The 24,679-nt window shown below is 69.4% G+C and carries 20 protein-coding genes and 1 pseudogene; 4 read left to right on the top strand and 17 right to left on the bottom strand.

Annotated elements, in window-relative coordinates:
• Positions 1-18 precede the first annotated feature (18 nt).
• The 6 genes and pseudogenes from B4915_RS03210 to B4915_RS14380 form a co-directional block, all read right to left on the bottom strand.
• On the bottom strand, positions 19-2,346 hold the full coding sequence (locus B4915_RS03210) for a preprotein translocase subunit SecA (RefSeq protein ID WP_105804390.1): 2,328 nt from the start codon (positions 2,344-2,346) through the stop codon (positions 19-21).
• Between the two features lie 22 nt (positions 2,347-2,368).
• Positions 2,369-2,809: pseudogene (gene asp3, locus B4915_RS15075) on the bottom strand (accessory Sec system protein Asp3); the annotation flags it as partial.
• On the bottom strand, positions 2,787-4,472 hold the full coding sequence (gene asp2 / locus B4915_RS03220; RefSeq protein WP_105804391.1) for an accessory Sec system protein Asp2: 1,686 nt from the start codon (positions 4,470-4,472) through the stop codon (positions 2,787-2,789). The gene asp2 and the pseudogene asp3, both read right to left, overlap by 23 nt.
• Positions 4,447-6,012, bottom strand: a complete 1,566-nt coding sequence (gene asp1 / locus B4915_RS03225) for an accessory Sec system protein Asp1 (RefSeq protein WP_105804392.1) — start codon at positions 6,010-6,012, stop codon at positions 4,447-4,449. The genes asp2 and asp1 overlap by 26 nt, the downstream gene beginning before the upstream one ends.
• Positions 6,009-7,277, bottom strand: a complete 1,269-nt coding sequence (locus tag B4915_RS03230) for a hypothetical protein (RefSeq protein ID WP_105804393.1) — start codon at positions 7,275-7,277, stop codon at positions 6,009-6,011. The genes asp1 and B4915_RS03230 overlap by 4 nt, the downstream gene beginning before the upstream one ends.
• 135 nt (positions 7,278-7,412) lie before the next feature.
• Positions 7,413-7,712: a hypothetical protein gene (locus B4915_RS14380; RefSeq protein ID WP_146120018.1), complete on the bottom strand. Its 300-nt coding sequence runs from the start codon at positions 7,710-7,712 to the stop codon at positions 7,413-7,415.
• 106 nt (positions 7,713-7,818) lie between these two features.
• Between B4915_RS14380 and B4915_RS14385 the strand changes: the two genes are divergently transcribed.
• From B4915_RS14385 to B4915_RS03240, 3 genes are all read left to right on the top strand, one after another.
• Positions 7,819-11,484, top strand: a complete 3,666-nt coding sequence (locus B4915_RS14385) for a hypothetical protein (protein ID WP_146120019.1) — start codon at positions 7,819-7,821, stop codon at positions 11,482-11,484.
• Between the two features lie 111 nt (positions 11,485-11,595).
• Positions 11,596-11,721 carry a hypothetical protein gene (locus B4915_RS15015; protein ID WP_281258189.1) on the top strand — a complete coding sequence of 42 codons (126 nt, stop codon included), beginning with the start codon at positions 11,596-11,598 and terminating at the stop codon, positions 11,719-11,721.
• A 153-nt stretch (positions 11,722-11,874) separates the two neighbouring features.
• Positions 11,875-12,360, top strand: a complete 486-nt coding sequence (locus B4915_RS03240) for a hypothetical protein (RefSeq protein WP_105804395.1) — start codon at positions 11,875-11,877, stop codon at positions 12,358-12,360.
• Positions 12,361-12,423: 63 nt separating this feature from the next.
• On the opposite strand, the gene B4915_RS03245 is transcribed toward B4915_RS03240, so the two are convergent.
• Genes B4915_RS03245 through B4915_RS03260 form a run of 4 tightly spaced genes read right to left on the bottom strand, consistent with a single transcriptional unit; the run spans position 12,424 to position 14,936 of the window.
• Positions 12,424-12,861: an ATP-binding protein gene (locus B4915_RS03245; RefSeq protein WP_181158441.1), complete on the bottom strand. Its 438-nt coding sequence runs from the start codon at positions 12,859-12,861 to the stop codon at positions 12,424-12,426.
• Positions 12,851-13,183 carry an STAS domain-containing protein gene (locus B4915_RS03250; RefSeq protein ID WP_105804397.1) on the bottom strand — a complete coding sequence of 111 codons (333 nt, stop codon included), beginning with the start codon at positions 13,181-13,183 and terminating at the stop codon, positions 12,851-12,853. The genes B4915_RS03245 and B4915_RS03250 overlap by 11 nt, the downstream gene beginning before the upstream one ends.
• 25 nt (positions 13,184-13,208) lie before the next feature.
• The gene (locus tag B4915_RS03255) at positions 13,209-14,501 is read right to left on the bottom strand and encodes a PP2C family protein-serine/threonine phosphatase (RefSeq protein WP_245907332.1); all 1,293 of its coding nucleotides are present in this window, start codon (positions 14,499-14,501) and stop codon (positions 13,209-13,211) included.
• 15 nt (positions 14,502-14,516) lie between these two features.
• Positions 14,517-14,936 carry a hypothetical protein gene (locus B4915_RS03260; protein ID WP_105804399.1) on the bottom strand — a complete coding sequence of 140 codons (420 nt, stop codon included), beginning with the start codon at positions 14,934-14,936 and terminating at the stop codon, positions 14,517-14,519.
• Between the two features lie 166 nt (positions 14,937-15,102).
• On the opposite strand from B4915_RS03260, the gene B4915_RS03265 reads away from it, so the two are divergent.
• On the top strand, positions 15,103-16,041 hold the full coding sequence (locus tag B4915_RS03265) for a DsbA family protein (RefSeq protein WP_105804400.1): 939 nt from the start codon (positions 15,103-15,105) through the stop codon (positions 16,039-16,041).
• Between the two features lie 18 nt (positions 16,042-16,059).
• Here B4915_RS03265 and B4915_RS03270 read toward each other — a convergent pair whose 3' ends face one another.
• From B4915_RS03270 to ileS, 7 genes are all read right to left on the bottom strand, one after another.
• Positions 16,060-16,458 carry a hypothetical protein gene (locus B4915_RS03270; protein WP_181158442.1) on the bottom strand — a complete coding sequence of 133 codons (399 nt, stop codon included), beginning with the start codon at positions 16,456-16,458 and terminating at the stop codon, positions 16,060-16,062.
• Between the two features lie 43 nt (positions 16,459-16,501).
• A complete protein-coding gene (locus B4915_RS03275; RefSeq protein WP_105804402.1) occupies positions 16,502-17,161 on the bottom strand; it encodes a dienelactone hydrolase family protein in 660 nt (219 codons plus the stop codon).
• A gap of 141 nt (positions 17,162-17,302) precedes the next feature.
• Positions 17,303-18,502, bottom strand: a complete 1,200-nt coding sequence (locus B4915_RS03280) for a winged helix-turn-helix domain-containing protein (protein ID WP_105804403.1) — start codon at positions 18,500-18,502, stop codon at positions 17,303-17,305.
• A 31-nt stretch (positions 18,503-18,533) separates the two neighbouring features.
• Positions 18,534-18,950: a nucleoside-diphosphate kinase gene (ndk, locus tag B4915_RS03285; protein ID WP_105804404.1), complete on the bottom strand. Its 417-nt coding sequence runs from the start codon at positions 18,948-18,950 to the stop codon at positions 18,534-18,536.
• A gap of 81 nt (positions 18,951-19,031) precedes the next feature.
• Complete coding sequence (locus B4915_RS03290; protein WP_105804405.1) at positions 19,032-19,514, bottom strand: DUF4233 domain-containing protein; 483 nt, start codon at positions 19,512-19,514, stop codon at positions 19,032-19,034.
• The gene (locus B4915_RS03295) at positions 19,511-20,863 is read right to left on the bottom strand and encodes a bifunctional folylpolyglutamate synthase/dihydrofolate synthase (protein WP_105804406.1); all 1,353 of its coding nucleotides are present in this window, start codon (positions 20,861-20,863) and stop codon (positions 19,511-19,513) included. The genes B4915_RS03290 and B4915_RS03295 overlap by 4 nt, the downstream gene beginning before the upstream one ends.
• Positions 20,860-24,243, bottom strand: coding sequence for an isoleucine--tRNA ligase (gene ileS / locus B4915_RS03300; RefSeq protein WP_105804407.1), 3,384 nt, complete (start codon positions 24,241-24,243; stop codon positions 20,860-20,862). The genes B4915_RS03295 and ileS overlap by 4 nt, the downstream gene beginning before the upstream one ends.
• Positions 24,244-24,679 lie beyond the last annotated feature (436 nt).

Below are 24,679 nucleotides of genomic sequence, written 5' to 3' on the forward strand. Positions count from 1 at the left end.
TCCCCGATCCGCCCCGGCCTACGCGAACTGCACCACGAGCCCGCCGTCGGCGCCCCGCTCGATCCGGCTGAGGCTGAGCAGCCGCACCGCGTCCCGCTCGATCCGCCGCTTCATCTCCTCGAACGCGAAGTAGGCCTCCCTGCGGTATTCGTACTCGACACGATGCTGCGCCATATTCCGATCCTGCACCACCGTCTTCAGCTGCTCCAGGAAGTCGACCTGCTCGATCCACGCGGCGTCGATGGCCTTCAGGAAGACGAGCCGCTGGAATCGCCCGAACAGTTCCGGATCCCCGAGTCCCTCCTCGGTGCCCCGCACGGAGCGCGCGAAGATGCCGAGCAGGTACTCGTGCACCCGTCGCCGGTCGCCTCGATCGAGACGGTCGAAGTCGTCGGGCAGCCGGTAGGCGAGGGTGTCGAACACGTAGCGCATGAGCTTGCCCGGCGTCTCCCACTCCTCCGCCCTCACCGCTTCGGCGATCACCCCGGAGGCGATGCCGCGCAGCTCCTGTGCCGTGTAGGGAGGCCCGGTGAGGATCCGATCCCGCATCGCGTAGACGAGATCCCGCTGCCGGGCCATCGCCACGTCGAAGTCGCGGGAGAGCGTGCGCGCACCGCTGGCGCGTTCCTCGCTGGCGAGCTGGGCGCGGTTCAGCAGCCGGTGCATCGTGCGTTCCCTCCACGCCCGTCCGCGCACCCGCTCCTGCGGCACCGATCCGAAGCGCACGAAGACCTCGTCCTCGAGGGAGGCGTAGAAGCGGCTGCTGCCGGGGTCGCCCTGTCGCCCGGCCCGGCCCCGCACCTGACCCTCGACGCGACGATTCGGCAGCTTCTCGGTGGCGATGATGACGAGCCCGCCGAGCGCACGCGACTCCTCGTCGAGCTTGATATCGGTGCCGCGGCCCGCGATCAGCGTGGCGACCGTGATCGCGCCCACGCGCCCCGCCTCAGCGACCATCTCGGCCTCCTTCGCCTCGCTCAGGGCGGTCAGCAGATTGTGCTCGATCCCGCGTTCGAGGAGGAGCCGCGAGATCTCCATGGAGCTGCTCACGGAGGCAGTGGTGACGAGGATCGGGCGCCGGGTGCGGCGCATCTCCTCCAGGTGGTCCATGACGAGGCGCAGCTTCTCGTCGGCGCTCGCCACCACGATGTCGGGCTCGTCGACGCGGATCACGGGCCGGTGGGTCGGGATCTCGACCACCTCGGTGCCGTAGGAGCGCAACAACTCCTTCTCGGCGCCGCGCGCGGTGCCGGTCATGCCGCTCATCTTCGCGAACATGCGGAAGAGGTTCTGGTAGGTGACGGAGGCCATCGCCCGGTTCTCCGTGGTGGTCGCCAGTCCCTCGCGCGCCTCGATGGCCTGGTGCAGCCCGCCCTGCAGCTTGTTGCCCTCGAGCAGGCGACCGGTCACGGAGCTCAGCAGCACGAGCTGATCGTTCATGACCATGTAGTCGCGCAGCGGTTCGAAGCCGGTGCGCGCCCGCAGGGCGAGGCTCACATGGCGGTTGAGCTGGAAGAGTCCGGGCGCGAAGAGGTTGTCCACGTGGAAGTAGCGGCTCGCCGCCGCGATTCCGTCCTCGGTGAGGGTGGCGGTGCCGGAGGCCTCGTCCACCTCGTAGTCGGCGCCCTCGCGGAGCGTCGCTGCGAACTCGGCGGCGAGGGGGTAGAGGTTCGACTGCACGCGCGGCGAGCCCGAGATGACGAGCGGCATCTGCGCGAGGTCGAGCAGCACCGCGTCGGCCTCGTCGATGAGCACGTAGTTGAAGGGGCGCAGGTACTTCTCCTCGCCAGTGCCCACGAGGTTCTCCAGCAGGTAGTCGAAGCCGAGCTTGTCGCTGGTCGAGTAGACCACATCGGCGGCGTAGATGCGCTGCTTCTCCGCGGTGCTGAAATCGTCGTCGCCGGGCTCGGGCACCCCGGCGGCGAGGCTCAGGCCCAGGAACTCGAAGAGCGGGCGGAACTCCTCGGCGTCGCGGCGCGCCAGGTAGGCGTTCACGGTGACGAAGATCGCGCCGCGACCCGAGAGCGCGTTCAGGTAGAGCGGCAGGGTAGCCGTCAGGCTCTTGCCCTCGCCCGTCTTCATCGCCGCGATCCCGCCCCGGTGCATCACGAGCCCGGCGAGCAGCTGATTCTCGTAGGGGAACTTGCCGAGCACCCGCAGGGCGGCCTCGCGCACCACCGCGAAGGCCTCGGGCAGCAGCGCGTCGAGCCGCTCGCCGCCCGCGATCCGCTCGCGGAACTCCGCCGTCCTGCCGCGCAGCCCCGCGTCGTCGAGGGCGCGCACGGACCGCTCCAGTGCGGCGACGCTCGCGATGGTGCGCCGGGCCGCGGCCTCGCTGCTGCTCATCCGCGTCCTCCTCCCGCAGCGTGAACGAGGTGAAGCGCAGCTCGTCGCAGCCGGCGTTCACGAGCCGGATCGTGTAGTGGTGGCAGGCGGCGGGGGTCTCGAAACGGTGTTCCGGGGGCCGCAGCACCTCGGCGCCGAGCAGGCGGTCGAAGCGGTCGTAGCAGCGCAGCTCGAAGAGCACGGTGTCCGGCGGATCGGAGCGGAGCTCGGGGTCGAGCCGGTAGCTGCGGCCGGGGTGCAGGAGCGGCAGCGTCGGCGAGTGGCGCAGCGCCCGGTAGTCGGTGCTCGAGTGCCACTCCTGCAGGATCGTGCCGCTCGGCATGAGCGGGTTCACGAGGCGCAGCTCGCCGGCCCCGGCGCGCGCCGCCGGGTCGATGAGGAGCGCGGAGCCGTAGAGCGCGGCAGGGCTGCTGGGCAGGCCCCAGCGCACCGTCGCGATCTCACCGCTTCGTCGAGTCTGCATCTCGTCCCTCCTGGTACTCGGAAATGACCCGCCGGTACTGGTTCGAGAACCACGTCACGATCGAGGCGCTGTCGTCGTCGTGCCGGCCCGGGTAGCCGCGTGCGATGACCGTGGTGGGCTTGCCGGTCTGGGAGGCGAGTAGCGTCACATAGGCCGTGTCGTCGTAGTCGTCGTCCTGCATGTAGGTGAGCAGGATCCGCGTGTCCCCGAAGCCGGGCTCCCCGTGCCAGCGGGCGACGAGTTCACGGGTGAAGGCGTCGACGGCGGCGCGATCCCGCACCGGGTGGGTCCCGAGGTCGGGGTCGCGGCCAGGGTCGTCCTTGGAGAACAGAAGTTCGAGCGGATCGGAGGTGCCCTCGGGATCCGCGGCCCCGTGCGACTCGGCGGCGGGATCCGATCCGGGATCCCGGATCGTCCCCGTCGTGCGCACCAGATCCCGATCCCAGAAGTTCACCACGTCGAGACTCGTGAGGAAGTCCTTCGGGCGCTCGAGACGTGCGCGGCCGGCGAGGTGACCGAGGTCGATGATCGGCTTGCCCGCGATGATCGCGTGCGCACGGAACTGCGCACCGTAGTGCAACGCCCCGAAGGCGCCCATCGACAGGCCCGAGAAGATCACGTCCTCTTCGCCGAGCCCCAGCGCCTCGATGTGCTCGCGGATCACGGCGAGCAGCTTGCCCTCCAGCTCCGCGCTGCCGAGGTAGAAGCGGCCGCCCTCCAGGCGCGGGTCGCTGACGAGCAGGAACGGGTGCCCGAGGCTCGCCATCAGGTAGTAGCCCTCGAAACCCTCGGACGGGCGGTATCCGGCGAAGTAGACGTTGAACGGCGGGGTGAGGTCGCCGGGGTGGAAGTAGGTGAACAGCTCTTCGCGACGGTGATCGACGATGCGACGCCCGCCGGGCAGGAAGTGCCCGGTGCCCAGCCGGGAGCGGCGGTAGTGCAGCGGGCCGATCCGCACCCGGCCGTGACCGCGGGCGAAGAACGACGCCGAGAGGTGCCCGCTGACGGGGTGATCGAAGACGATCGGCTCGGCCAGCTCGGCCTCCGAGTAGGCGCGGTGGAAGACGATCGCCTCGGGCGATCCGTTCTGCACAAGCTGGAGGTGCAGTTCCAGCTCACACCCGGGGTCGCGCGTGAACTCGGGCCACAGCTCCAGGGCGCGGTCGTTCTCGTAGCGGATGTTCTCGCGCCACATCACGATCTGCCGGCACTCCCCCTCGCGGTCCAGTTCGGCCGCGAGTGCCGTGTTCCCCTCGTGGCCGCCCGCACCCCGATGATAGGGCGAGAGACGCGCCGCCCGAACCCCGAGCTTCTCGCCGAAGGGGCGGGCGAAGAAGCGGCGAGGCAGCCCCTCCATCACGGCCTGACGTTCGGCGAGGTCCTCGAACACCACGGCCTTGCGGGTGAAGAAGTGCTGGTGCTCGGCGCCGAACACCTCCCTGAGCGGCCAGTCGATCAGCAGCGTGTAGGGGGCGATGAGCTCGTCGATCGACTCCAGCGCTCGCAGCCCGCAGGGGGCGTCCACGATGGTCGCCTCCACCGGGCCGATCAGCGCCGGCTCGAAGGAGGAGGCCTGCCCGGCCTCGATGAACACCCAGTCGACGCCCTCCGGCACCAGCGCCGATGCCGACCAATCGTCACGGCCGATCTGCAGCACGCGCATGGGCCACCCCCTCTCGGATCAGCTCCCACCGGGCCAGCACCTCGCGCGGGCTGAACAGGTCCACGAGCACCCGGCACTGCACGAGCGACTGATTCCAGTGCTCCAGGCCGTTCAGGAAGTAGTCCAGCGCGGCGCCGAGCTCATCGTCGTCTCCGATCGTGTAGCCGTTGATGCGGTGCGTGGCCAGCTCGTGCTCGGCGCGGTTGATCTGCGGCACCCCGGCGTCGATCGCCGCGGCGGAGAGGCGGATGCTCGGCCGCGGGCCGAGATCCACGAGCACCCGGCTCCGCGCCATCACGCGGCTCAGCTCCGCCTCGCTCTCCACGCTCGTCAGCTGGATCTTCTCCTCCGGCTCATCGGCGACGCCCACGTCGACGGCGAGGCGGAGTGTCTCGTCCTCCTCCAGCACGGCGAGATCGAGCCGGTGATACCCCGCGATCACGCCCTGCACGGCGTGCACGTGGTCGAGGTCCTGCGGGCGGGCGGTGCAGACGAGCAGGTGGGTGCGATCCCGCACCAGTTGCGGGGCCATCGTCGCGATCGCGAAGTCGAGTTCGGCGGCGTCGATGCCGTCCGCGAAGACGGATACGTACACGCGCGATTCGTTGGCGCTCGCCCCGAAGCCGGGACGATCCTCGAGCGGATAGATCGAGAGGACCGGCAGCGTCGACCAGGCCCCGGAGGGCTCGGGATCGTCGCCCCAGGGATCACCGAAGTCCGCGAACACCGCCCCCGCACGTGCGAGCAGGGCCTCGTCGACGCGAGCGGGGCGGGCCGCCGAGCACGAGAGCACGAGGAGCTGGGCTCCGAGCGCTGAGGCCACGAGGGCGTCGTGCTGCGGCGACACCGCGAGCACGACCGTGTCTTCCGGACCGCCCCCGCCCAGCTCGGCGGCCAGGAAGTCGGCGATCAGCGCCTCCCAGTTCTCGTAGGAGGGGTGCCGGAAGCGCTCGTCCTCGCCCTGCACCACGTCGATCCTGCCCGAGCGCACATCCTCGCTGACGATCACATCCCCCGCCCGCGACAGGTAGTACTGGGTGACGGGCAGCCCCACCTCGTCGTGCATGAGCACGCTCGACAGGAAGCCACGGTCGTCGTAGACGTGCTCCACGGTGGGCATGCCGTCGCCGTAGTAGCGGACCGAGTGCAGCGTTCCGGCCCGCGAGAGGTACACCCGGGCGTAGACACCGGCGCCGCGCATCACCGTCACCACGAAGGGGTTGTAGAAGAAGGCGACGTCGGCCGGCCAGTCGAGGTCCAGGAAGTCCAGCGGGCGCGCGTAGTCGTCGTCGAGCCCCTGCACCTCGTCGAAGAACGACCAGTAAGGCACGTCGAACAGGCCCTGGGCGTGCAGGGTGCGGCGCAGCCCCGGCGCGTAGTTGAGGATCAGGAGCCGCGCCTGCTCATCGCCCTCGCGGAAGATGCGCAGGCGGGAGACGGTGTCATCGATCTGCGGCTCGGTCTCGCCGCGGAACCACACCTCCTCGGTGGAGTACCAGGGGCGCTCGGGCGGATACCAGGCCGGGACGAAGTCGATCATGCCCGCACCTCCCGGACGCGCGTGTCGAAGGCGAAATCGTAGCGCTTGCCGATCAGGGTGTCGGCGATCTCCTCGCGCAGCCGCCACAGGAGCCCGATCACGATCATCAGCGTTCCAGGCAGCATGAGCAGGTACTGGAGGGCGGGGTGCGCGCCGAGGAAGGCGAGCGGCAGGCCGGTGAGCAGGACGAGCAGCGCACCGCTGATCGCCGAGAGCCGCAGCACGCGGGAGCGCAGGTGGCGCAGCGTGGCAGCCCCCGGGGGGATTCCGTCGAAGTACTCCCCGCGATCCCGCATGCGCTTCGCCGTCTCGCGCGGGTCAATCGTGAGCAGCCCGAAGAAGAGGGTCAGGCCGAAGAGCAGCAGCAGGTAGGCGATGAAACCGACGGGGTGCGCGAGCGACCAGACGTCGAGGAAGCGGTCCGCACCCGTCTCCGCCCCGGGAAGCACCGCCCCGAGCGCGCGCGCCACGCTCTGCGGGATCACGAGCAGCGCGAGCGAGTACATGATGGGCGATGGCCCGGCGGGGTTGAACTTGATCGGCAGGTAGGAGACGCCGATGTAGCCGCTGTCGATCGAGACCTTGTTGACGTGCAGGCGCACCTCGCGAACCCCGCTCAGGATCGCGAATCCGATGGCACCCGCGCAGGCCAGGACGATCACCCACAGGATGCCTGACTCGCCCGCCTCAGCAACAGCCGCGGGCAGGCTGTCGAGGTTGCCGACGAAGGTGAAGACGAGCTGATAGAGGATGAACATGGTGATGCCGCCCAGGCCGAGTTCCTCGTTGCGGTGCGCGAGCCAGGCGACGACGAGCGCGCCCGCGGTGAGCAGCAGGACGACGATCGACTCGGCCAGTGCGCGGCCGGCGTCGCCCGGCCAGCCGATCGGGCTCACCTCGTAGCGCGACACCATGGCGATCGCCTGGATGACGGCGAGGATCACGACGAAGACGTTCCGTGCGCGATCCTCCGTGGTCTGGGGGATCTTCCGCCCGCGCACGAACTTGCCGATGAAGAGGAAGCGCCACAGGATCGCCGCCGCCATCCACGGGCCGAGGCCGAGCGAGAACAGCGACGGTGAGAAGAAATCGCCGCCGGTCGCGACGTTTGCTGCGGCGAGCAACTGGAGGCCGCTGCCGGCGAGTTCACCGTGCAGCAGCGGAATGGGGATGTTGCGGCCGATCAGGAACAGCGCGAAGAAGAGCGCGGTCCACAGCAGCTTGGTCTGCAGCGAGGCGAACTTGCCCTCACGAATGCGTGCCACGCGCGCTCCTCTCTCGGGGGCGGGCGGCGGTGCCTGCTTTGGGGTGGCTGCCGCTCGCCGCGGCGCTCCGGGGACGGGACTTGGGAACTGCGGGTTGCGCCGCGTTCGCGGCACTCATCGTGGGTGGTGCTGTGCTCATCGCTCGCTTCCGAACTCTTCGATGTCGGCGAGCAGAGAGGCGAACCGCGAGCCCGGCGCGGGGGCGGCCGACTCGCTGCTCAGGTGGTTCTCGGCCTGCGAGAGGCTCTCGATCAGGGAGTCGCTGACCGAGGACTCGGAGTCGCTGGAAGAGAGCGTGCCGCTCACCGACTCGTAGATCACCTGCCGCTGCGACTCGCTCTGGACGAGTGGCAGCGATCCCTCCTCGCTTCCCGATCCCGACCAGGGCTCCCTGCCGTTCCCGGCGTCGGGCACGACCGCCAGCGGGATCTCCACGCCGAATCCGGATCCGCCCGCGCCCCCCGTCGGCTCCCCGGTTTCAGAGCCGAACCCCGGTCCCCCGCCAGTCCCGCCCTCGGATTCGAGCGAGGCCCCCGAGTCCGTGCCGCTGCCGGTGCCGCTGTCCGTCCCCGACCCGGTCCCCGAGCCCGTGCCCGAGTCGATCCCGCTGTCGGTACCCGAGTCGGTGCCGCTGTCCGTACCCGAATCAGTTCCGGAGTCCGTTCCCGAGTCGGTGCCGCTGTCAGTGCCCGAATCAGTACCGGAGACGGTCCCTGAGTCCGTGCCGGAGTCCGTACCGGAATCAGTTCCGCTGTCCGTCCCCGAGTCCGTGTCGGAGTCGGTCCCGCTGTCCGTGCCCGAGTCGGTCCCGCTATCCGTGCCCGAGTCGGTCCCGCTATCCGTGCCCGAGTCGGTCCCGCTGTCGGTCCCGGAGTCTGTCTCGCTGTCCGTACCCGAGTCCGTTCCGCTGTCGGTTCCGGAGTCCGTCTCACTGTCCGTCCCCGAATCGGTTCCGCTATCCGTGCCAGAGTCGGTTCCAGAATCCGTGCCACTCTCGGTGTTGGAGTCTGTGCCCGAGTCAGTGCCGCTATCCGTACCGGAATCCGCCCCTGAGTCGGTCCCGCTGTCGGTACCCGAATCCGTGCCGCTGTCGGTGCCGCTGTCGGTCTCCGAGTCGGTGCCGGAATCGGTCTCCGAATCAGTGCCGGAATCGGTCTCCGAATCAGTGCCGCTGTCGGTCCCCGAATCAGTACCGGAGTCCGTCCCGGAATCAGTTCCGCTGTCGGTGTCGGAATCCGTGCCGCTGTCCGTGCCGGAATCCGTGCCGCTGTCGGTCCCCGAGTCGGTGCCGCTGCCGGTCCCCGAGTCGGTGCCGCTGTCCGTGCCCGAGTCCGTTCCGGAGTCGGTGCCCGAATCTGTGCTGCTACCCGTTTCGGAGTCGGTGCCGGAATCCGTGCCCGAGCCGGTCCCGCTGTCGGTACCGGAGTCTGTCTCGCTGTCCGTCCCCGAATCCGTGTCCGAGTCGGTCCCGGAGTCTGTGCCCGAGTCCGTCCCCGAATCCGTTCCGGAGTCGGTGCCGCTGTCGGTGTCGGAATCCGTGCCTGAGTCGGTCCCGCTGTCGGTGCCGGAGTCCGTCCCCGAATCCGTGCCGCTGTCCGTGCCGGAATCCGTGCCGCTGTCGGTCCCCGAGTCGGTGCCGCTGTCCGTGCCCGAGTCGGTGCCCGAATCTGTGCTGCTTTCCGTTTCGGAATCGGTTCCGGAATCCGTGCCCGAGTCGGTCCCGCTGTCGGTCCCGGAGCCCGTACCCGAGTCCGTCCCCGAATCCGTTCCGGAGTCGGTGCCGCTATCCGTCTCCGAGTCTGTGCCGCTGTCGGTACCCGAGTCTGTGTCCGAATCGGTCCCGCTGTCCGTGCCGGAGTCCGTCTCACTGTCCGTCCCCGAATCGGTTCCGCTATCCGTGCCAGAGTCGGTTCCAGAATCCGTGCCACTGTCGGTGTTGGAGTCAGTGCCCGAGTCAGTGCCCGAATCCGTGCCGGAGCCGGTGCCCGAGTCGGTGCCGCTGCCGGAATCGGTGCCGATGTCGGTCTCCGAGTCGGTGCCGGAATCGGTCTCCGAGTCGGTGCCGCTGCCGGTACCCGAATCGGTTCCACTGTCTGTTTCGGAGTCGGTGCCCGAGTCCGTGCCGGAGCCGGTCCCCGAGTCGGTGCCGGAATCGGTCCCCGAATCAGTGCCGCTGTCGGTACCCGAATCGGTTCCACTGTCTGTTTCGGAGTCGGTGCCCGAGTCCGTTCCGCTTTCCGTTCCCGAGTCCGTTCCGCTGTCGGTCCCCGAATCAGTGCCGCTGTCGGTCCCCGAATCAGTACCGCTGTCGGTCCCCGAATCAGTACCGCTATCCGTTTCCGACTCCGTCGCGGAGTCGGTCCCGCTGCCGGTGCCCGAGTCCGTTCCGGAGTCGGTGCCACTGTCGGTCCCGCTATCGGTGCCGGAGTCCGTGCTCGAATCGGTCCCCGAGTCGGTTCCGGAGTCCGTCTCGCTGTCCGTCCCCGAATCGGATCCACTATCCGTTCCCGAATCCGTCTCGCTGTCAGTGCCGGAATCCGTACCCGAGTCGGTTCCGCTCTCCGTTTCGGAGCCGGTCCCGCTGTCAGTCCCAGAGTCGGTTCCAGAATCCGTGCCACTCTCGGTGTTGGAGTCTGTGCCGGAGTCAGTCCCGCTGTCGGTGCCGGAGTCCGTACCCGAGTCGGTTCCGGAATCCGTGCCTGAGTCGGTCCCGCTGTCGGTCCCGGAGTCAGTTCCGGAATCGGTGCCGGAATCCGTGCCGCTGTCCGTGCCGGAATCGGTCCCCGAATCCGTGCCGGAGTCAGTTCCGGAATCCGCGCCTGAGTCGGTGCCGCTGTCAGTCCCCGAGTCCGTGCCGGTGTCCGTGCCCGAATCGGTATCGCTGTCGGTGCCGGAGTCTGTCTCGCTGTCCGTTCCGCTGTCGGTACCAGAATCCGTTCCGCTACCCGTTTCCGAATCGGTGCCGCTGTCCGTTTCGGAGCCGGTCCCGCTGTCAGTCCCAGAGTCGGTTCCAGAATCCGTGCCACTCTCGGTGTTGGAGTCTGTGCCCGAGTCAGTCCCGCTGTCGGTGCCGGAGTCCGTACCCGAGTCGGTTCCGGAATCCGTGCCCGAGTCGGTCCCGCTGTCGGTCCCGGAGTCCGTGCTCGAATCAGTCCCCGAGTCCGTGTCCGAATCGGTCCCGCTGTCCGTGCCGGAATCCGTTCCGGAGTCGGTGTCGCTGTCAGTACCGGACCCTGTTTCGGAGTCAGTACCCGAGTCAGTTCCGGAGTCGGTACCCGAATCGGTGCTGCTATCCGTTTCGGAATCGGTGCCGGAGTCTGTTCCCGAGTCCGTACCGGAATCGGTACCCGAATCCGTGCCGCTGTCGGTCCCGGAGTCCGTTTCCGAGTCAGTGCCGCTGTCGGTGCCCGAGTCCGTACCGGAATCGGTACCGGAATCCGTGTCGCTGTCCGTTTCGGAATCGGTGCCGCTGTCGGTCCCCGAACCGGTCTCCGAGTCTGTGCCCGAATCAGTGCCACTGTCGGTGCCGGAGTCTGTCTCGCTGTCCGTTCCGCTGTCGGTACCAGAATCCGTTCCGCTACCCGTTTCCGAATCGGTGCCGCTGTCCGTCCCCGAGTCCGTGTCGGAGTCGGTCCCACTATCCGTTCCCGAATTCGTACCCGATTCGGTTCCGCTGTCGGTCCCGGAGTCTGTCTCGCTGTCAGTGCCAGAATCCGTGTCCGAGTCGGTCCCGGAGTCTGTGCCCGAGTCCGTCCCCGAATCCGTTCCGGAGTCGGTGCCGCTATCCGTCTCCGAGTCTGTGCCGCTGTCGGTGCCCGAATCTGTGCTGCTACCCGTTTCGGAATCGGTGCCGGAATCCGTGCCCGAGTCGGTCCCGGAGCCCGTTCCGGAATCGGTGCCGGAATCCGTGCCGCTGTCCGTGCCGGAATTGGTCCCCGAATCCGTGCCGCTGTCGGTCCCGGAGTCCGTTTCCGAGTCAGTGCCGCTGTCGGTACCCGAGTCCGTACCGGAATCGGTACCCGAATCCGTGTCGCTGTCCGCTCCGGAATCGGTGCCGCTGTCGGTCCCCGAGTCGGTCCCGCTATCCGTCCCGGAGTCGGTGCCGCTGTCCGTATCCGAATCGGTCGCCGACTCCGACTCCGAATTCGCGGCGTCTTCGCTGTCCGAGGTGATCTCGCCAGGAGTCTGCGAGTCGCCGTTGAAGTAGTAGAAGAGCGCGCTGATGTTGTACACGGAGATGCCCCCGGCGGGAAGGGCCTGAACCGCGATCAGCAGTCCGTCGTCGGTTGTCAGGTAGCCCGTGTAGAGGGTGTTGCCGATGTACATGGGGAATGCCACGAAGTGCGCCTGCACACCGTTGATCGTGATGTTCGTCGCGGCGATCACCGCGTGGAAGTTATCCTCGGTGATCTGGCCATTCGAGGTGGTGATCGCGGTGTTGTAGCTGACGGTGTGACCGTTGTAGCTGCCGCTGCCCACCCCGCCGTATGGCGCCTTGCCGGCCTCCGTGCTGCCCAGGCTCGAATCGGCGCCCCCGCCGTAGGAGATCGAGGCGTTGGTGAGCCCGGCGTCGGAGTAGTGCGGGATCTCGGCGGCGGTGGCCTGCGCATGGGCGGCACGCAACGCTGCGCGGTGGGGGGTCGCCGACTCACTGGCGGTCTCGCTGCCGGAAGCCGAAGCCGAAGCAGAGGCCGATGCGGAGTCGGAAGCTGAGACGGAATCGGAAGCGGAGACGGAATCGGATCCCGAGTCCGAAGCGACGCCGGATCCCGAGACCGACTCCGCCTCGGCAGCAGACTCGGAGGCCGGGGCCGGTGCGGCGGCGCTCTCCGAAGCCGGCGCGGGCGCTTCGCTCGCCGGTGCCTGCGGTGCGGCCGATTCCGGTGCGGGCGGTGGGGCGGCGGATGCATCGGCAGCCGGGACCGGGGCCTCGCTCGCCGACGCCTCCGCCGGGGCCGCGGCCTCGCTCGCCGACGCCTCCGCCGGGGCCGCGGATTCGCTCCCCGCCTCTCCGCTGCCGGGATCGAGCACGGCACTGCCCTCGGTCGCGAGGGTGTTGAGCTGCGCGGCCTCAAGGTCGTAGGAGACCGGGGGGTCGATGTCCGGCATGATCTTCCGTCCTTTCTCGCAGCGTTCCGTGACCGGCTCAGCCCCGGGCGAGCCCGCCCAGGCGGCGCACCATCCGCCAGTGGTTCGTGTCCTCGAAGCGCTGGAACTCGATCTGGTCGAGCACGGCCTCGGCGAGCGCGAGCCCGCGACCACCCTCGGCATCCTCGCCCGGCATCTCCCGCCCGTGCTCCGGCGTGAAGGTCTGGCCCGTGTCCTCCAGTTCCGCCTCGATCTCCTCCTCGTGCACGCGAATGGTGAACTTCCAGCGCACCTCGCCCTCGGGGCGTCCGTACTCGACGACGTTGTTCGCGATCTCGATGATCGCGGTCTCGAAGAGCATCACGTCCGTCGGATCGAGCCAGGGATGGTCGCCCGCGGCCTGCGCCAGCAGCGTATGCACGGCGTCGAGCTGTTCGGGGACGGCGAAGCCCTCGAGCGTGTACTCCGTGCGTCGAGGCCCCCCGTCACCAGTCACCGCTCGCCTCCTCCACAGTGTCGTGGGGGGAGAGGATCCGGTCGAGATTGGTGAGTTTCAGGACGGCGCGCACCTGGGTTCCCGGCGCGGCGATGCGCAGATCCCCGCCCTGCTGCCGCGCAGCCTTCAGCCCGCCGATGAGCGCCCCCAGCCCGGAAGAGTCGATGAAGTCGACACCGTGCAGATCCACGACGATGCGAACTCGCCCACCCGCCACGAGCTCGTCGATGCGCGCCTTGAACGGCGGCGCGGACACCAGGTTGAACTTGCCCTCGGGCGCCAGCACCACACAGCCGCCCCGGTCTTCCTCGGTGAAGTCCATCAATCGCTCCTTCTTCGTCTTCCGATCACCCCTCCGGCGCCGGGATCTCCTGAGATCCGCCGGCCGTGCCGGTTCCGCTGGTTCCGCTGCCGGAACCCACCCGATGGCTCGTAGTCGTTCCCTCGGCCGTCCCCGCGTCGAAGGCGGGCTCGGCGCCGGTCCGCCGCACCGCGAGCGCGGTCACGTCGTCCGTCGCAGCATTCGCCACGGCGAAATCGACGATGCGATCCACGATCTGCTGGCAACTCAGTCCCGGGTCGAGGATGTCCTTCAGCTTCGCCTCGACCTGCTCGAAGGAGTCGTCGAGCACGTCGAAGACCCCGTCCGAGACGACGACGAGCAGTTCGTCCTCGGCGACCGTGTCGTCGTCGCGCGTCCACTCGTCCTCGATGGGCATGCCGAGCGGCAGATAGGGCTGGTCGAGCCGACGGTAGCCCCGATCCGAGGCGATGATCGCAAGGCCGTGCCCGGCGTCGAGGTAGTCGAGCGCACCGGTGGCTGGGTCCAGTCGTCCCACCCACAGCGTTGAGAAGCGGTTGTTGGCTTCGAGGTCGTGGCGGGTGGTGGCCGAGGTGCGCCGGACCGCCTCGTCGATTTCGGCATCGCGCGAGTGGCCCCGCATCACCGCGCGCACCTCGGAGGCGATGAGCGAGGCGGCGAGACCCTTGCCCATCACGTCCCCGAGCACCACCTGTAGTCGCCGTCCCTCGCCGTCCGGATCATCGACCACATACCAGTCGAAGTAGTCGCCCCCCGCTTCCCGCGCAGGCTGCACTCGGCCGGCGATCTCGACGCCGCCGATGTCGGGGGCGGCGGTGGGCAGCATCAGCCGCTGCACCTGCCCCGCGAGGTCCATCTCCTCCTGCACGGCGAGTTCGCGTTCGAGCAGGGCGCCGAGGTCGGAGAGCATCTCTCGCTGCTGGCGGCCGAGGGTGCGGGGCACGAGGTCGAGGATGCAGAGTGCGCCGACGTTCTGACCGCTCTGGCCGCGGACCGGGATGCCCGCGTAGAAGCGCACCCGGGGGCCCCCGGTCACGGCGGGGATGGAGGCGAAGCGGTCGTCCTCGCGCAGATCGCGCACCTCCAGGATCTCGTCCTGCTGCACCGTGACCCGGCACACGGAGTCGTCGACCGCGATCTCCCCCTTCGGGAAGCCGAGGGAGGCGACGGTGTACTGCGAGTCGTTGCCGATGAGGTTGAGGGCCGCGATGGGGGCCCCGAAGATCGCTTGCGCGAGCCTCACCACCCGGTCGTACCGCTCCGCCGGCACGTCGTGCGCGAGCGCCTCCGCCTCCTGGCGTGCTGGGCTCGGTGGCATCGACACGGTGTCGCCTCAGGCTTCCAAACGGTCGAGGATCGGCTCGATCTCGAGCACGGAACCGCGCGTGGCCGCCCACCCCAGCCCGATCGAGGTGTCGCGGGTGGTGATGAGCACGACGAGCGCCTCCGGATGGTTGGGGAGGATCATCATGAAGTGAATCGTGTAGCGCGTGGTCATCTGCATCTCTTCGAGCAGGTGCTCGCTCGGCCGTCCCCGCTTGGCCGAGATGAGATCCTCGACGTGCCGCACCGTGGGGCCGCGGAACATCTCGACCGCGGCCGCCGCCACCGCCTCCAGGTACTCCTGCGTGAAGTACGGAACATGATGTGCGACGCCGAGCAGAGCGCCCGAGCGCAGATCTGCCACGGCGCACCCCAGGGCGCCGTCGACCTGCTGCACGACCGACTTCATCACGTCGTCGAGTTCGCTCATGTGCTCAGGCTAGCACCGCAGCGCAGCTTTCTCATAGCCTTCTCATCGAATTGGACCGTGATGCGCACCGGTGTTGCGCATCTGTGGCCAGACTCGGTATAGATTGGGACCCGGGGGGACGAGGGTGCAGTCGCCCCCCCGGCTGCCTGACGGAGAGAGACATCGGATGGCGGAGAAGCTCACGAAGAACGAGCGTCGGGAGCAGGCGCGCGAGCGGGCACGGCTGGCGCAGGAGGAGGAGCGGCGGCGGCAGCGCCGCCGGCGCCTCATGATCCAAGGCGGGATCGTGGTCGGCGTGCTCGCCGTGCTCGCGATCGTCGCGCTGATCCTCTCGCAGACGCTCCGGCCCGCAGGGCCGGGACCGCTCAACATGGCCTCGGGAGGCGCCGTCTTCACGAAGGGGCTCCAGGTCGTGGAGACGCCGGCCCTGCAGCCGGGCGAGGAACGACAGGCGCCGGACGCGGACTTCGACGTGCCGCCCACCGAGGTGAGCATCTACGTGGACTACATGTGCCCCTACTGCGGTGCCTTTGAGCAGCAGTACGGGAGCGTGCTGCGCGACCACCTGGAAACGGGCGACATCAACCTTGAGGTGTACCCCATTAATTTCCTCGACAGCACGTCCCTCGGATCGAAGTACTCCACTCGGGCAGCGAACCTCTTCGCGTGCGTCGTGGAACAGCAGCCCGACGTCGCCTTCACCCTCCACAACACGCTGCTCAGCGCCGGGGTGCAGCCCGAGGAGAATACGACCGGACTCACCGACGAGCAACTGCTCGATCAGGCGGAGGCCGCGGGCGCCGAAAACACGATCGAGCTGCGGCAGTGCGTGCGCGAGGTGCGCTTCGGTGCCTTCATCGCCGCCAACTACAAGGCTGTGAGCGAGACGGGCGTGCAGGGCCTCGCCGATGGGGCGCAGCTGATCGGTGCCGACGGGGTGCAGTTGCAGGCCGCGGATCAGCCGCAGCGTCTCGTGAGCACGCCGACCGTCATCGTCAACGGCCGGCAGTGGAACCAGGCCGTCGACGGCGACTTCGCCGGCTACCTCGAGAAGGTCGTCGCCGCGGCCGGGCAGCCCGAGGAGGAGGCGGACGCGGAGGAATAGGGCGTCCGCAGGATCGGCTCAGCGGGATTCGGCCAGGACGGCGCGCAGCGCCGCAGCGGCCGAGCGCAGCAGCGGGAGCGCGTCCTCCCTGCGCCCATCCGGCCAGGCGAAGCGCACTCTCGGCGCCATTCCGCCGCAGTAGACGGAGACCATGTAGTCCGCCTCGCTCAGCGACTCGGGATCCTCGACGGGCACTGTATCCAGGACGAGGCGCGGACCCTGCTCATGCAGTGCGGCGAGCCGCAGCACCTCACCGAGCGCGCCGCGCACCAGGTGGCGACAGCGCGCGAGCGGGTCGCCCGCGGGCACCTCATCGATCGCGCGGTCGATGAGGAGGGCGAGCAGCATCGCCCGCTTACGCGAGAGCGGCGAGCGTTCGAGCGTGGCGAGCGCCTCGTCGACGGCAATCAGCACCACCGCGGGCGCGACAGCGGGGTCGGCCGCAAGGTCAGTCGCGGCTTCAGCCGACATGGCGGCGGAAGAACTCGCGGGACCGGGCGCTTGCGGAGCGGCAGGCATCCGCGTCGTAGCGGTCGCGCTCCTCGCAGCAAAAGCCGTGGTCGGCGTCGTAGCTGTAGATGTCGACCTCGGGGTGCGCGGCCTGCAGCTCCTCGACCTGCTCCATCGGGATACCCTGATCGCGGGTGCCGAAGTGCATCTCGGTGGGCACGCGTGGGGTCAGGCCGATGTAGCGCGGGACTCCCCCGCCGTAGTAGCCGGAGGCGGCAGACACCCCGTCGACGAGCGCGGCGGCGCGCCACGACAGCATGCCGCCGAAGCAGTAGCCGGTCACCCCCACCCTGCCGCCCTCGCTCGCGGCTTCCACGGCTGCGGCGAGGTCGAGCAGACCGGCCTCCGGATCGAACTGGCCCACGATCTCCCTCGGCAGGCGGGAGTAGTCGTCGCTCTCGTAGCCGAACTGCACGCGATCGAGCATCGCTGGCGCGATCACGAGGTAGCCCTCGTCCGCCCAGCGGTCCGCAACGGAACGCACCCAGTGGTTGACGCCCCACACCTCGCCGAGCACCACGACGCCGCCGCGGGGCTCGCCCGCGGGCTCGGCCCGGTAGGCGTTGAACTCGAATCCGTCCGATCCGGCGAGGGTGATGCGCGTGCCCATGCTGAGACTCCTTCGGCTGCTGCTCGGCTGACGGCCGCTTCCCTATCGTCCGTCCATGTGCATGCTATCGAATGCGGTGGCCGGCTTCGAGGGCCACATGCCGGCGGATGGCGGAGGACGAGCACTCATCCGGCACGCGGCTCAGCTCGCGTCGATGCGTCTCGGAAGAGGCAGATTCCCTGCACCGGACACGGTGACGCTGTGGAGCCCCTGCCAGCGGGCTGCTTCGGCGAGGAGCGTGGCAGCCGCCTCGACCGTCCTGGACGGAGCCTTGTCTTCCCGCCACGCCGCCTGCACGAGCAGTTGCTTTCCCCGCCGGTCGGCTTTGAGGTCGAGGCGCCCGGCGAGGCGGCCGCCGACCATCAGCGGCAGGCAGTAGTAGCCGTAGCGACGCTGCTCCTTCGGGGTGTAGATCTCGATGCGATAGTGGAAGTCGAAGAGCCGTTCCGCCCTCGGACGGAACCAGACCACAGGGTCGAAGGGGGTGAGGAGCGCGTCGGGTGAGAGCCGGGCGGGCACGCGGGCGTCGCGGTGCAGCCAGGCGGGCTCCGGTCGTCCACCGGGCCCTGTCCAGCCGGCGACGCGAACGGGGACGAGGATCCCCTCCTCGCTCAGCGCACGCACCGCGGTCCTCGCTTCTGAGGTCTTCAGGCGATGGTAGTCGGCGAGGTCGGCCAGGGTGGCGACGCCCAGCGAGCGGGCAGCCCGCTCGATGAGGGCGCGTTGCGCCTCCGCACGGGAGACCTCCCTGAGCGCGGCTTCCGGCAGCACCTGCTCGGCGAGCGCGTAGCGGCGCTGGAATCCCTCGCGTCCGGCAGAAACCACCTCCCCGATGGCGAAGAGATACTCCACTGCACGCTTGGTCTCGCCCCAGTCCCACCAGGGGCCGCGGCTCTCGCGAGCCTCCTCCTCGAGCTCGCGCACGAAGCTCGGGCCTTCCGCGGCGAGTCGCTCGCGCACCCGGCTCACCGTCCGCGACTGTGCGGTGGCGCGCCAGTCAGCGCCACGCCGCTCCCTGAAATCGCGCATGCGCCACGAGAACAGCGGTCGGTCGCGCACGGGGATGAATGCCGCCTCGTGCGCCCAGTATTCGGTGTACTCTCCGCTGCCCCACAGCAGCCGGTCGAGTGCGGTCGTGTCGTAGCCACCGTGGCGCGAGAACACCGGCAGGTAATGGCTGCGGGCGAAGACGTTGACGGAGTCGATCTGCAGCACGTGCAGCCGCTCCAGCGCGGGGTCGAAGGGGCGTCGCAGACGCAGCTTCGGGGTGCGGCGGAAGCCCTGCGCCGCGAGGGCGACCCGCCGCGCCTCGGCCGGAGTGAGCGACTCTGGCGTGGTCATGCGGCGAGTGCGCGGCGGCCGAGGCGGCGGGTCAGGCGAACCAGAGCGCGAGCTCGCGCTCCGCCGAGAGCGTGGAGTCGGAGCCGTGCACCAGGTTCTGCTGGACATTGAGACCCCAGTCACGGCCGAGGTCTCCGCGGATGGTGCCCGGCGCGGCGACGGTCGGGTCGGTCGCGCCGGCGAGCGAGCGGAAGCCCTCGATCACCCGCTCGCCCGAGGCGCGCACGGCGACCACGGGGCCCGAGCTCATGAATTCGATCAGGGGCTCGTAGAACGGCTTGCCCTCGTGCTCAGCGTAGTGCGCGGCGAGCAGCTCGCGATCGGCGCGCACCATGCGCAGATCGGCGATGACGTAGCCCTTCGCCTCGATGCGGCGCAGGATCTCGCCGGTGAGTCCGCGGGCGACACCGTCGGGCTTCACGAGGATGAGGGTTTCTTCGGCGGACATTCGCGCTCCTTCGTCGGGGGGTTCGGTGGACCGTGGTCGGCGGGCCGGGGGCCGCCGACATTTCAGCTTAGCGGGGCGGGGTCATCGTCCGAGCTGGGCGGCGATCCAGGCCGCCCGGTCGCGGTCGATGCGCGCGCCCTTGATCATGCAGTAGACCCAGAGACCGGTGAAGAGCAGTCCCACGAGCGCGGCCGCCGGCAGCAGGATGCCGGTCGCCAGCATGAGCGCGTGCACCGCCCAGCCGATGACGATTCCCACGCGCGCTCGGCGCATTGCCGCCAGGGCGACGACGATCACGAGCGCGAGCCCGCCACCGATGTACAAGCCGAGCTCGCGGGGCTCGAACGTCCCGAGCCCGAAGAGGGTGAGCCCGATGAGCACGACGATGATGAGCTCGAAGCCGAGCACGATCGAGGCGAGCGCCTTCTGCGTCGAGGTGACGTCCTTCCGCCCGCCGGCGATGCGCAGCGCCGAGTTGTGAGCCATGCGCTCGGAGGGCGAGAGGACGAGCTCGGGCTCTTCCTCGGGCCCCGTCTGCGCGGGGCCGTCCGGTGCGGGGCTCATGCGATGCTCCAGCCCTCGGAGCGCGCGTGCGCGATCGCCTCGCCGGCGAGGAGCACCGAGCCGACGACGAGCACCGCGCGGCCATCCGCGCGCTCGGCCCAGGCGCGCGCCTCGTCGAGGCCCTCCGGCAGCGACTCGGCGACCTCGATGGGCGTCCCCGGGATGGCCTCTTCGGCGAGCTCGCGAAGCTCTGAGGTCTCGCTGCTCCGCGGCGAGTCGACGGGAGTGAGCGTGACGCGGTGCGCGATGGGGGCGAGCGCCTCGAGCACCCCGCGCGCATCCTTGTCGGCGACCACCCCGATGACGAGCGCCAGCTCTTCGAAGCTGAAGGACTCCGCCACTGCCGATGCCAGCGCTGCGGCGCCATGCGGGTTGTGCGCGGCGTCGACGTAGATGACGGGGTCTGCGGAGATGAGCTGCAGGCGTCCGGGCGAGACGAGCTGAGCGAGTCCCTCGTCGAGCACCTCTTCGGGGACGGGGCGTTCAGCGCCGAAGAAGGCCTCGACGGCGGCAATGGCGAGGGCAACGTTCTCGGCCTGGTGCCGCCCGAAGAGCGGAACGAAGGCGGGGTCATAGGCGTGCCCCGTCGTCCCGGTGACCTCGAGCTGCCTGCCGCCGACCGCGAGGCGGTCCTCCGTGAGCGCGAAGTCCCGGCCGAGAACGAGCAGGCGTGATCCTGCACGGTCCGCTGCCTCGGCGAGCTCGGCGAGCGCCGCCTCATCCTGCCATGCAGACACGACCGTGCTGCCGTGCTTGATGATGCCGGCCTTGGTGCGCGCGATCGTCTCGATGTCGGGTCCGAGGATCGCGGTGTGATCGAGGTCGATCGGCGTGAAGACGGCCACGCGCGCATCCGCGATGTTCGTGGCGTCCCACTCGCCCCCCATGCCGACCTCGATCACCGCGACGTCCACCGGGGCATCCGCGAAGGCGGTGAAGGCCAGCACGGCGAGTGCCTCGAAGAAGGTGATCGGTCCCTGGCCGGCGGCGTGCAGTTCGGCGTCGACCACCTCCAGCGGCAGCCGCAGTTCCTCCCAGGCGTCTGCGAGCACCGCTCCGTCGATGGGTGCGCCGTCGAGCTGAAAGCGCTCGGTGAAGTCGACGAGGTGGGGGCTGGTGAAGAGCCCGGTGCGCAGGCCGTGCGCGCGGAGCAGCGACTCGATCGCGCGGCTCGTGGAGGTCTTGCCGTTGGTGCCGGCGATCTGGATCACCGGGTAGGAGAGCTGCGGTGAGCCCGCGAGCTCGGCGAGCCGGCGCACCGGTTCGATGCGCGGGCGCGGGTTCGCCTCGCCGACCCGGGTGAGCAGTTCTTCGTAGACGCGCTCCGCGGCGCGCGCTCCGCCGCTCATCGTGCACCTCGCTCTCGTGCCTCGATCGCGATGATCACCGGCTCCTTGCCGGCTCCGAGCGCCCGGGCGGCCGAGACGTGCCTCCGGTCTCCGGCGGCCTGCGACTCGGGGAGCGCCTCGGCGTCAGCTGCGGCGCGCACGGTGAGCCCGAGCGCCAGCGTTTCAGCCGCGATCAGCTCGGCGTGCGCTTCGAGGGCGGCGGCGAGTACGGGCGCCGCGCTCAGCGTCAGCTCGATGCGGTCGCTCACCTCGAGTCCGGCGTTCTTCCGCGCCTCCTGTACGGCGCGAATCGCGTCGCGCGCGATCCCCTCCGCCTCCAGTTCGGGGCTGGTCTCAGTGTCGAGCAGGACGAACCCGCCTCCGGGAAGGAGCGCCAGTGCCGGTCCCGCTTCGCTGTCGTCGGCGGAGGTGCGCAGGGTCAGCTCGTACTCGTGGGCTTCGAGCGGGATGCCTCCGGCGACGACCACCCCGTCGCGTTCGCTCCAGTCGCCGGCCTTGGCGGCCGTGATGGCCTGCTGCACCTGCTTGCCGAGCCGCGGTCCCGCGGCCCGGGCGTTCACGGCGAGGCTCTGGACGATGCCGTGCTCCTCGGCGCTGCTCTCACGCTGTTCCACCAGCCGCACCGACTTGACGTTGAGCTCCTCGCGCAGAATGCCGACGAACGGCTCCAGCGCCTCGGGTAGTCCGCTCACGACGGTGAGCTCTGCGAGGGGCAGGCGCACCCGCAGGCGGCGCGCCTTGCGCAGCGCGAGCGCCTGGGACGTGATCTGACGCACCTCGTCCATGGCGGCCACCAGCTCAGGATCCTCGGGGAAGCGCCCCGCGTCGGGCCAGTCGGCAAGGTGCACCGAACGCTCTCCGGTGAGCCCGCGCCAGAGCTCCTCCGTGACGAGCGGAGCGAGCGGCGCGGCAACGCGCGCGACTGTCTCGAGCACGGTGTACAGGGTGTCGAAGGCCTGACGGTTCTCGGGGCGACCCTGCTCCCCTCGCGTTCCTTCCCAGAAGCGATCGCGGGAACGGCGCACGTACCAGTTGGTGAGGACTTCCGCGTATGCGCGCAGCGCCTCGGCGGCGGAGGTAGTGTCCAGGCCGTCGAGGTGCCGCTCGACCTCGCGGATGAGCTGTCCGGTCTTCGCGAGGATGTAGCGATCGAGCGGGTCGTCGCTGTCGGTGCGCCACTCACCCTCGGTGCCGTCAGCGTTGGCGTACAGGCTGAAGAAGTACCAGCTGTTCCACAGCGGCAGGATGAACTGACGGACGCCCTCGCGGATCCCCTCCTCGGTGACGACCAGGTTGCCGCCGCGCACCACGGGCGAGGCCATGAGGAACCAGCGCATGGCGTCGGAGCCGTCGCGCTCGAAGACCTCGTTCACGTCGGGGTAGTTCCGCAGCGACTTCGACATCTTGTTGCCGTCGCTGCCCAGCACGATGCCGTGGCTGATCACGCTCGTGAAAGCCGGGCGGTCGAAGAGCGCTGTCGCAAGCACGTGCTGCACGTAGAACCAGCCCCGCGTCTGACCGATGTACTCGACGATGAAGTCAGCCGGCTGGTGGGTGTCGAACCACTCCTCGTTCTCGAAGGGATAGTGGGCCTGGGCGAAGGGCATCGATCCCGAATCGAACCAGACGTCGAGGACGTCCTCGATGCGTCGCATCGTCGACTTTCCGGTGGGGTCGTCGGGATTGGGACGGGTGAGTGCGTCGATGTACGGGCGGTGCAGATCGACCTCGCCCGCCTCATTGCGCGGCAGCTCGCCGAAGTCCGCTTCCAGCTCGGCGACCGAGCCGTAGACGTCGACGCGCGGGTGCTCGGGGTCGTCGCTCTTCCACACCGGGATGGGGCTGCCCCAGTAGCGGTTTCGGCTGATCGACCAGTCGCGCGCCCCCTCCAGCCACTTGCCGAACTGGCCGTGCTTCACGTTCTCGGGCACCCAGGTGATCTGCTCGTTGGTCTCGAGCATGCGCTCCTTGATGTCGGTGACGCGCACGAACCAGCTGCTCACCGCCTTGTAGATGAGCGGGTTGCGGCAGCGCCAGCAGTGCGGGTACGAGTGCTCGTAGCTCGCCTCGCGCAGCAGGCGGCCGCGCTCGCGCACCAGTCGGATGAGCGGCCGGTTGGCGTCCATCCAGAGCTCACCTGCCACATCGGTGACGGCGCCGATGAAGCGCCCGCCGTCGTCGAGGCTGACGATCGTCGGCATGCCCGCCGCCGTGGTGATGCGGTAGTCGTCCTCACCGTACGCCGGAGACTGGTGCACGATGCCGGTGCCATCGCTCGTCGAGACGTAGTCGTCGACGAGCAGCTGCCAGCAGTGCTCGGTGCCCCAGCTTTCGGCGTCGGTGAAATAGTCGAAGAGGGGTTCGTATCGCACGCCCAGCAGTTCGTCGCCGAGCACGGTGCGCTCGACGGCGGCGGTCGCCTCCTCTGCGGAGGCGTAGCCGAGATCCTTGGCGTGTGCGCCCACGAGCTCCTGAGCCAGCAGGTAGCGGGCCTCCCCCGCAGCGCCGCCGTCGCCGGCCCCGGCAGGGCCCGCGGGCACCACGGCGTAGGAGATCTGCGGTCCCACCGCCAGGGCGGCGTTCGTCGGCAGCGTCCAGGGCGTCGTCGTCCAGGCAAGGGCCCGCACGCCCTCGACCCCGAGTTCGGCAGCTCGCGCGCCGGTGAGGGGGAAGGCGACCGTGACCGAGGGGTCCTGGCGCATCTGGTACACGTCGTCGTCCATGCGCAGCTCGTGGTTCGAGAGCGGCGTCTCGTCCCGCCAGCAATACGGCAGGATCCGCGAGCCCTCGTAGGCCAGGCCCCGCTCATAGAGCTGCTTGAATGCCCAGATCACGCTCTCCATGTAGCTGAGGTCGAGCGTCTTGTACCCGTGCTCGAAGTCGACCCACCGCGCCTGCCGGGTGACGTACTCCCGCCACTCGCGCGTGTACTGCAGCACCGATGCCCGCGCCTTCTCGTTGAACGCGGAGATCCCCATCTGCTCGATCTGCGACTTCTCGGTGATGCCCAGCTGCTTCATCGCCTCGAGCTCCGCCGGGAGCCCGTGCGTATCCCAGCCGAAGCGGCGCTCCACCTTCTTGCCGCGCATCGTCTGGAATCGCGGGAACACGTCCTTCGCGTATCCGGTCAGCAGGTGACCGTAGTGCGGAAGTCCGTTGGCGAAGGGAGGGCCGTCGTTGAAGACCCACTCGGGCGCCCCCTCGCGCTGCCGGATCGACTCCTGGAAGGTGCCGTCCGCCTGCCAGAAGGAGAGCACCCGCTCCTCGATCTCAGGGAAGCGCGGCGAGGCGGCGACGCCGAACGCCGAGCCCGGCGCTCGGTCCGGCTTCGTGGCGGCGCTCGTCGCGGAGGCTCCGGTCGGCTGCTGGGGGTACGGCATTGATGGCTCCTGATGTTCGGTCTGTCTGCCGCCAGTCTGCGCGCGACCCCTGACATCCACGGTCGCGACGCATATCGACGGTGTTGCAGTGCCGGGACGGGATCCGGGGCGACGCCCCATCTCCCGCGGTACCACCCCGCTTGCCGGAGCGCGATCCTGGCGGATCGGCCACGGCCCCTTCGTTCGGCTGTGACGGGCCGTACCCGTTCGGTTCTACTGGGCGGCCGCCGCCCCGGTCACCCGGCGCGGCCCTCCGCTGTTCTTCCGAAGACTCCCCGGTGATCGCCGGTTCGCAGTCGCTGCGGAGTAGTCTACCGCAGCCAGCCGCCACGGCGTGCGGTGCGGCCGAACCTCGCCGCGGCTCGCCCAGATAACGAACTGGTAACGATAGCCCCTTGACAAATCTCCAGATCAAGGGACATAAGCGCCGCTTTCC

Source organism: Leucobacter massiliensis, from assembly GCF_002982315.1.
Lineage (GTDB): Bacteria > Actinomycetota > Actinomycetes > Actinomycetales > Microbacteriaceae > Leucobacter > Leucobacter massiliensis.

Bases quoted from the DNA above. Each gene is read 5' to 3' on its own strand.
- B4915_RS03280 (WP_105804403.1), bottom strand. From the start codon at position 18,502: ATGACCACGCCAGAGTCGCTCACTCCGGCCGAGGCGCGGCGGGTCGCC.
- B4915_RS03275 (WP_105804402.1), bottom strand. From the start codon at position 17,161: ATGGGCACGCGCATCACCCTCGCCGGATCGGACGGATTCGAGTTCAAC.
- asp1 (WP_105804392.1), bottom strand. From the start codon at position 6,012: ATGATCGACTTCGTCCCGGCCTGGTATCCGCCCGAGCGCCCCTGGTAC.
- B4915_RS03255 (WP_245907332.1), bottom strand. From the start codon at position 14,501: ATGCCACCGAGCCCAGCACGCCAGGAGGCGGAGGCGCTCGCGCACGAC.
- B4915_RS03210 (WP_105804390.1), bottom strand. From the start codon at position 2,346: ATGAGCAGCAGCGAGGCCGCGGCCCGGCGCACCATCGCGAGCGTCGCC.
- asp2 (WP_105804391.1), bottom strand. From the start codon at position 4,472: ATGCGCGTGCTGCAGATCGGCCGTGACGATTGGTCGGCATCGGCGCTG.
- B4915_RS03260 (WP_105804399.1), bottom strand. From the start codon at position 14,936: ATGAGCGAACTCGACGACGTGATGAAGTCGGTCGTGCAGCAGGTCGAC.
- B4915_RS03265 (WP_105804400.1), top strand. From the start codon at position 15,103: ATGGCGGAGAAGCTCACGAAGAACGAGCGTCGGGAGCAGGCGCGCGAG.
- B4915_RS15015 (WP_281258189.1), top strand. From the start codon at position 11,596: ATGTACATGGGGAATGCCACGAAGTGCGCCTGCACACCGTTGATCGTG.
- B4915_RS03295 (WP_105804406.1), bottom strand. From the start codon at position 20,863: ATGAGCGGCGGAGCGCGCGCCGCGGAGCGCGTCTACGAAGAACTGCTC.
- ileS (WP_105804407.1), bottom strand. From the start codon at position 24,243: ATGCCGTACCCCCAGCAGCCGACCGGAGCCTCCGCGACGAGCGCCGCC.
- B4915_RS03250 (WP_105804397.1), bottom strand. From the start codon at position 13,183: ATGGACTTCACCGAGGAAGACCGGGGCGGCTGTGTGGTGCTGGCGCCC.
- ndk (WP_105804404.1), bottom strand. From the start codon at position 18,950: ATGTCCGCCGAAGAAACCCTCATCCTCGTGAAGCCCGACGGTGTCGCC.
- B4915_RS03290 (WP_105804405.1), bottom strand. From the start codon at position 19,514: ATGAGCCCCGCACCGGACGGCCCCGCGCAGACGGGGCCCGAGGAAGAG.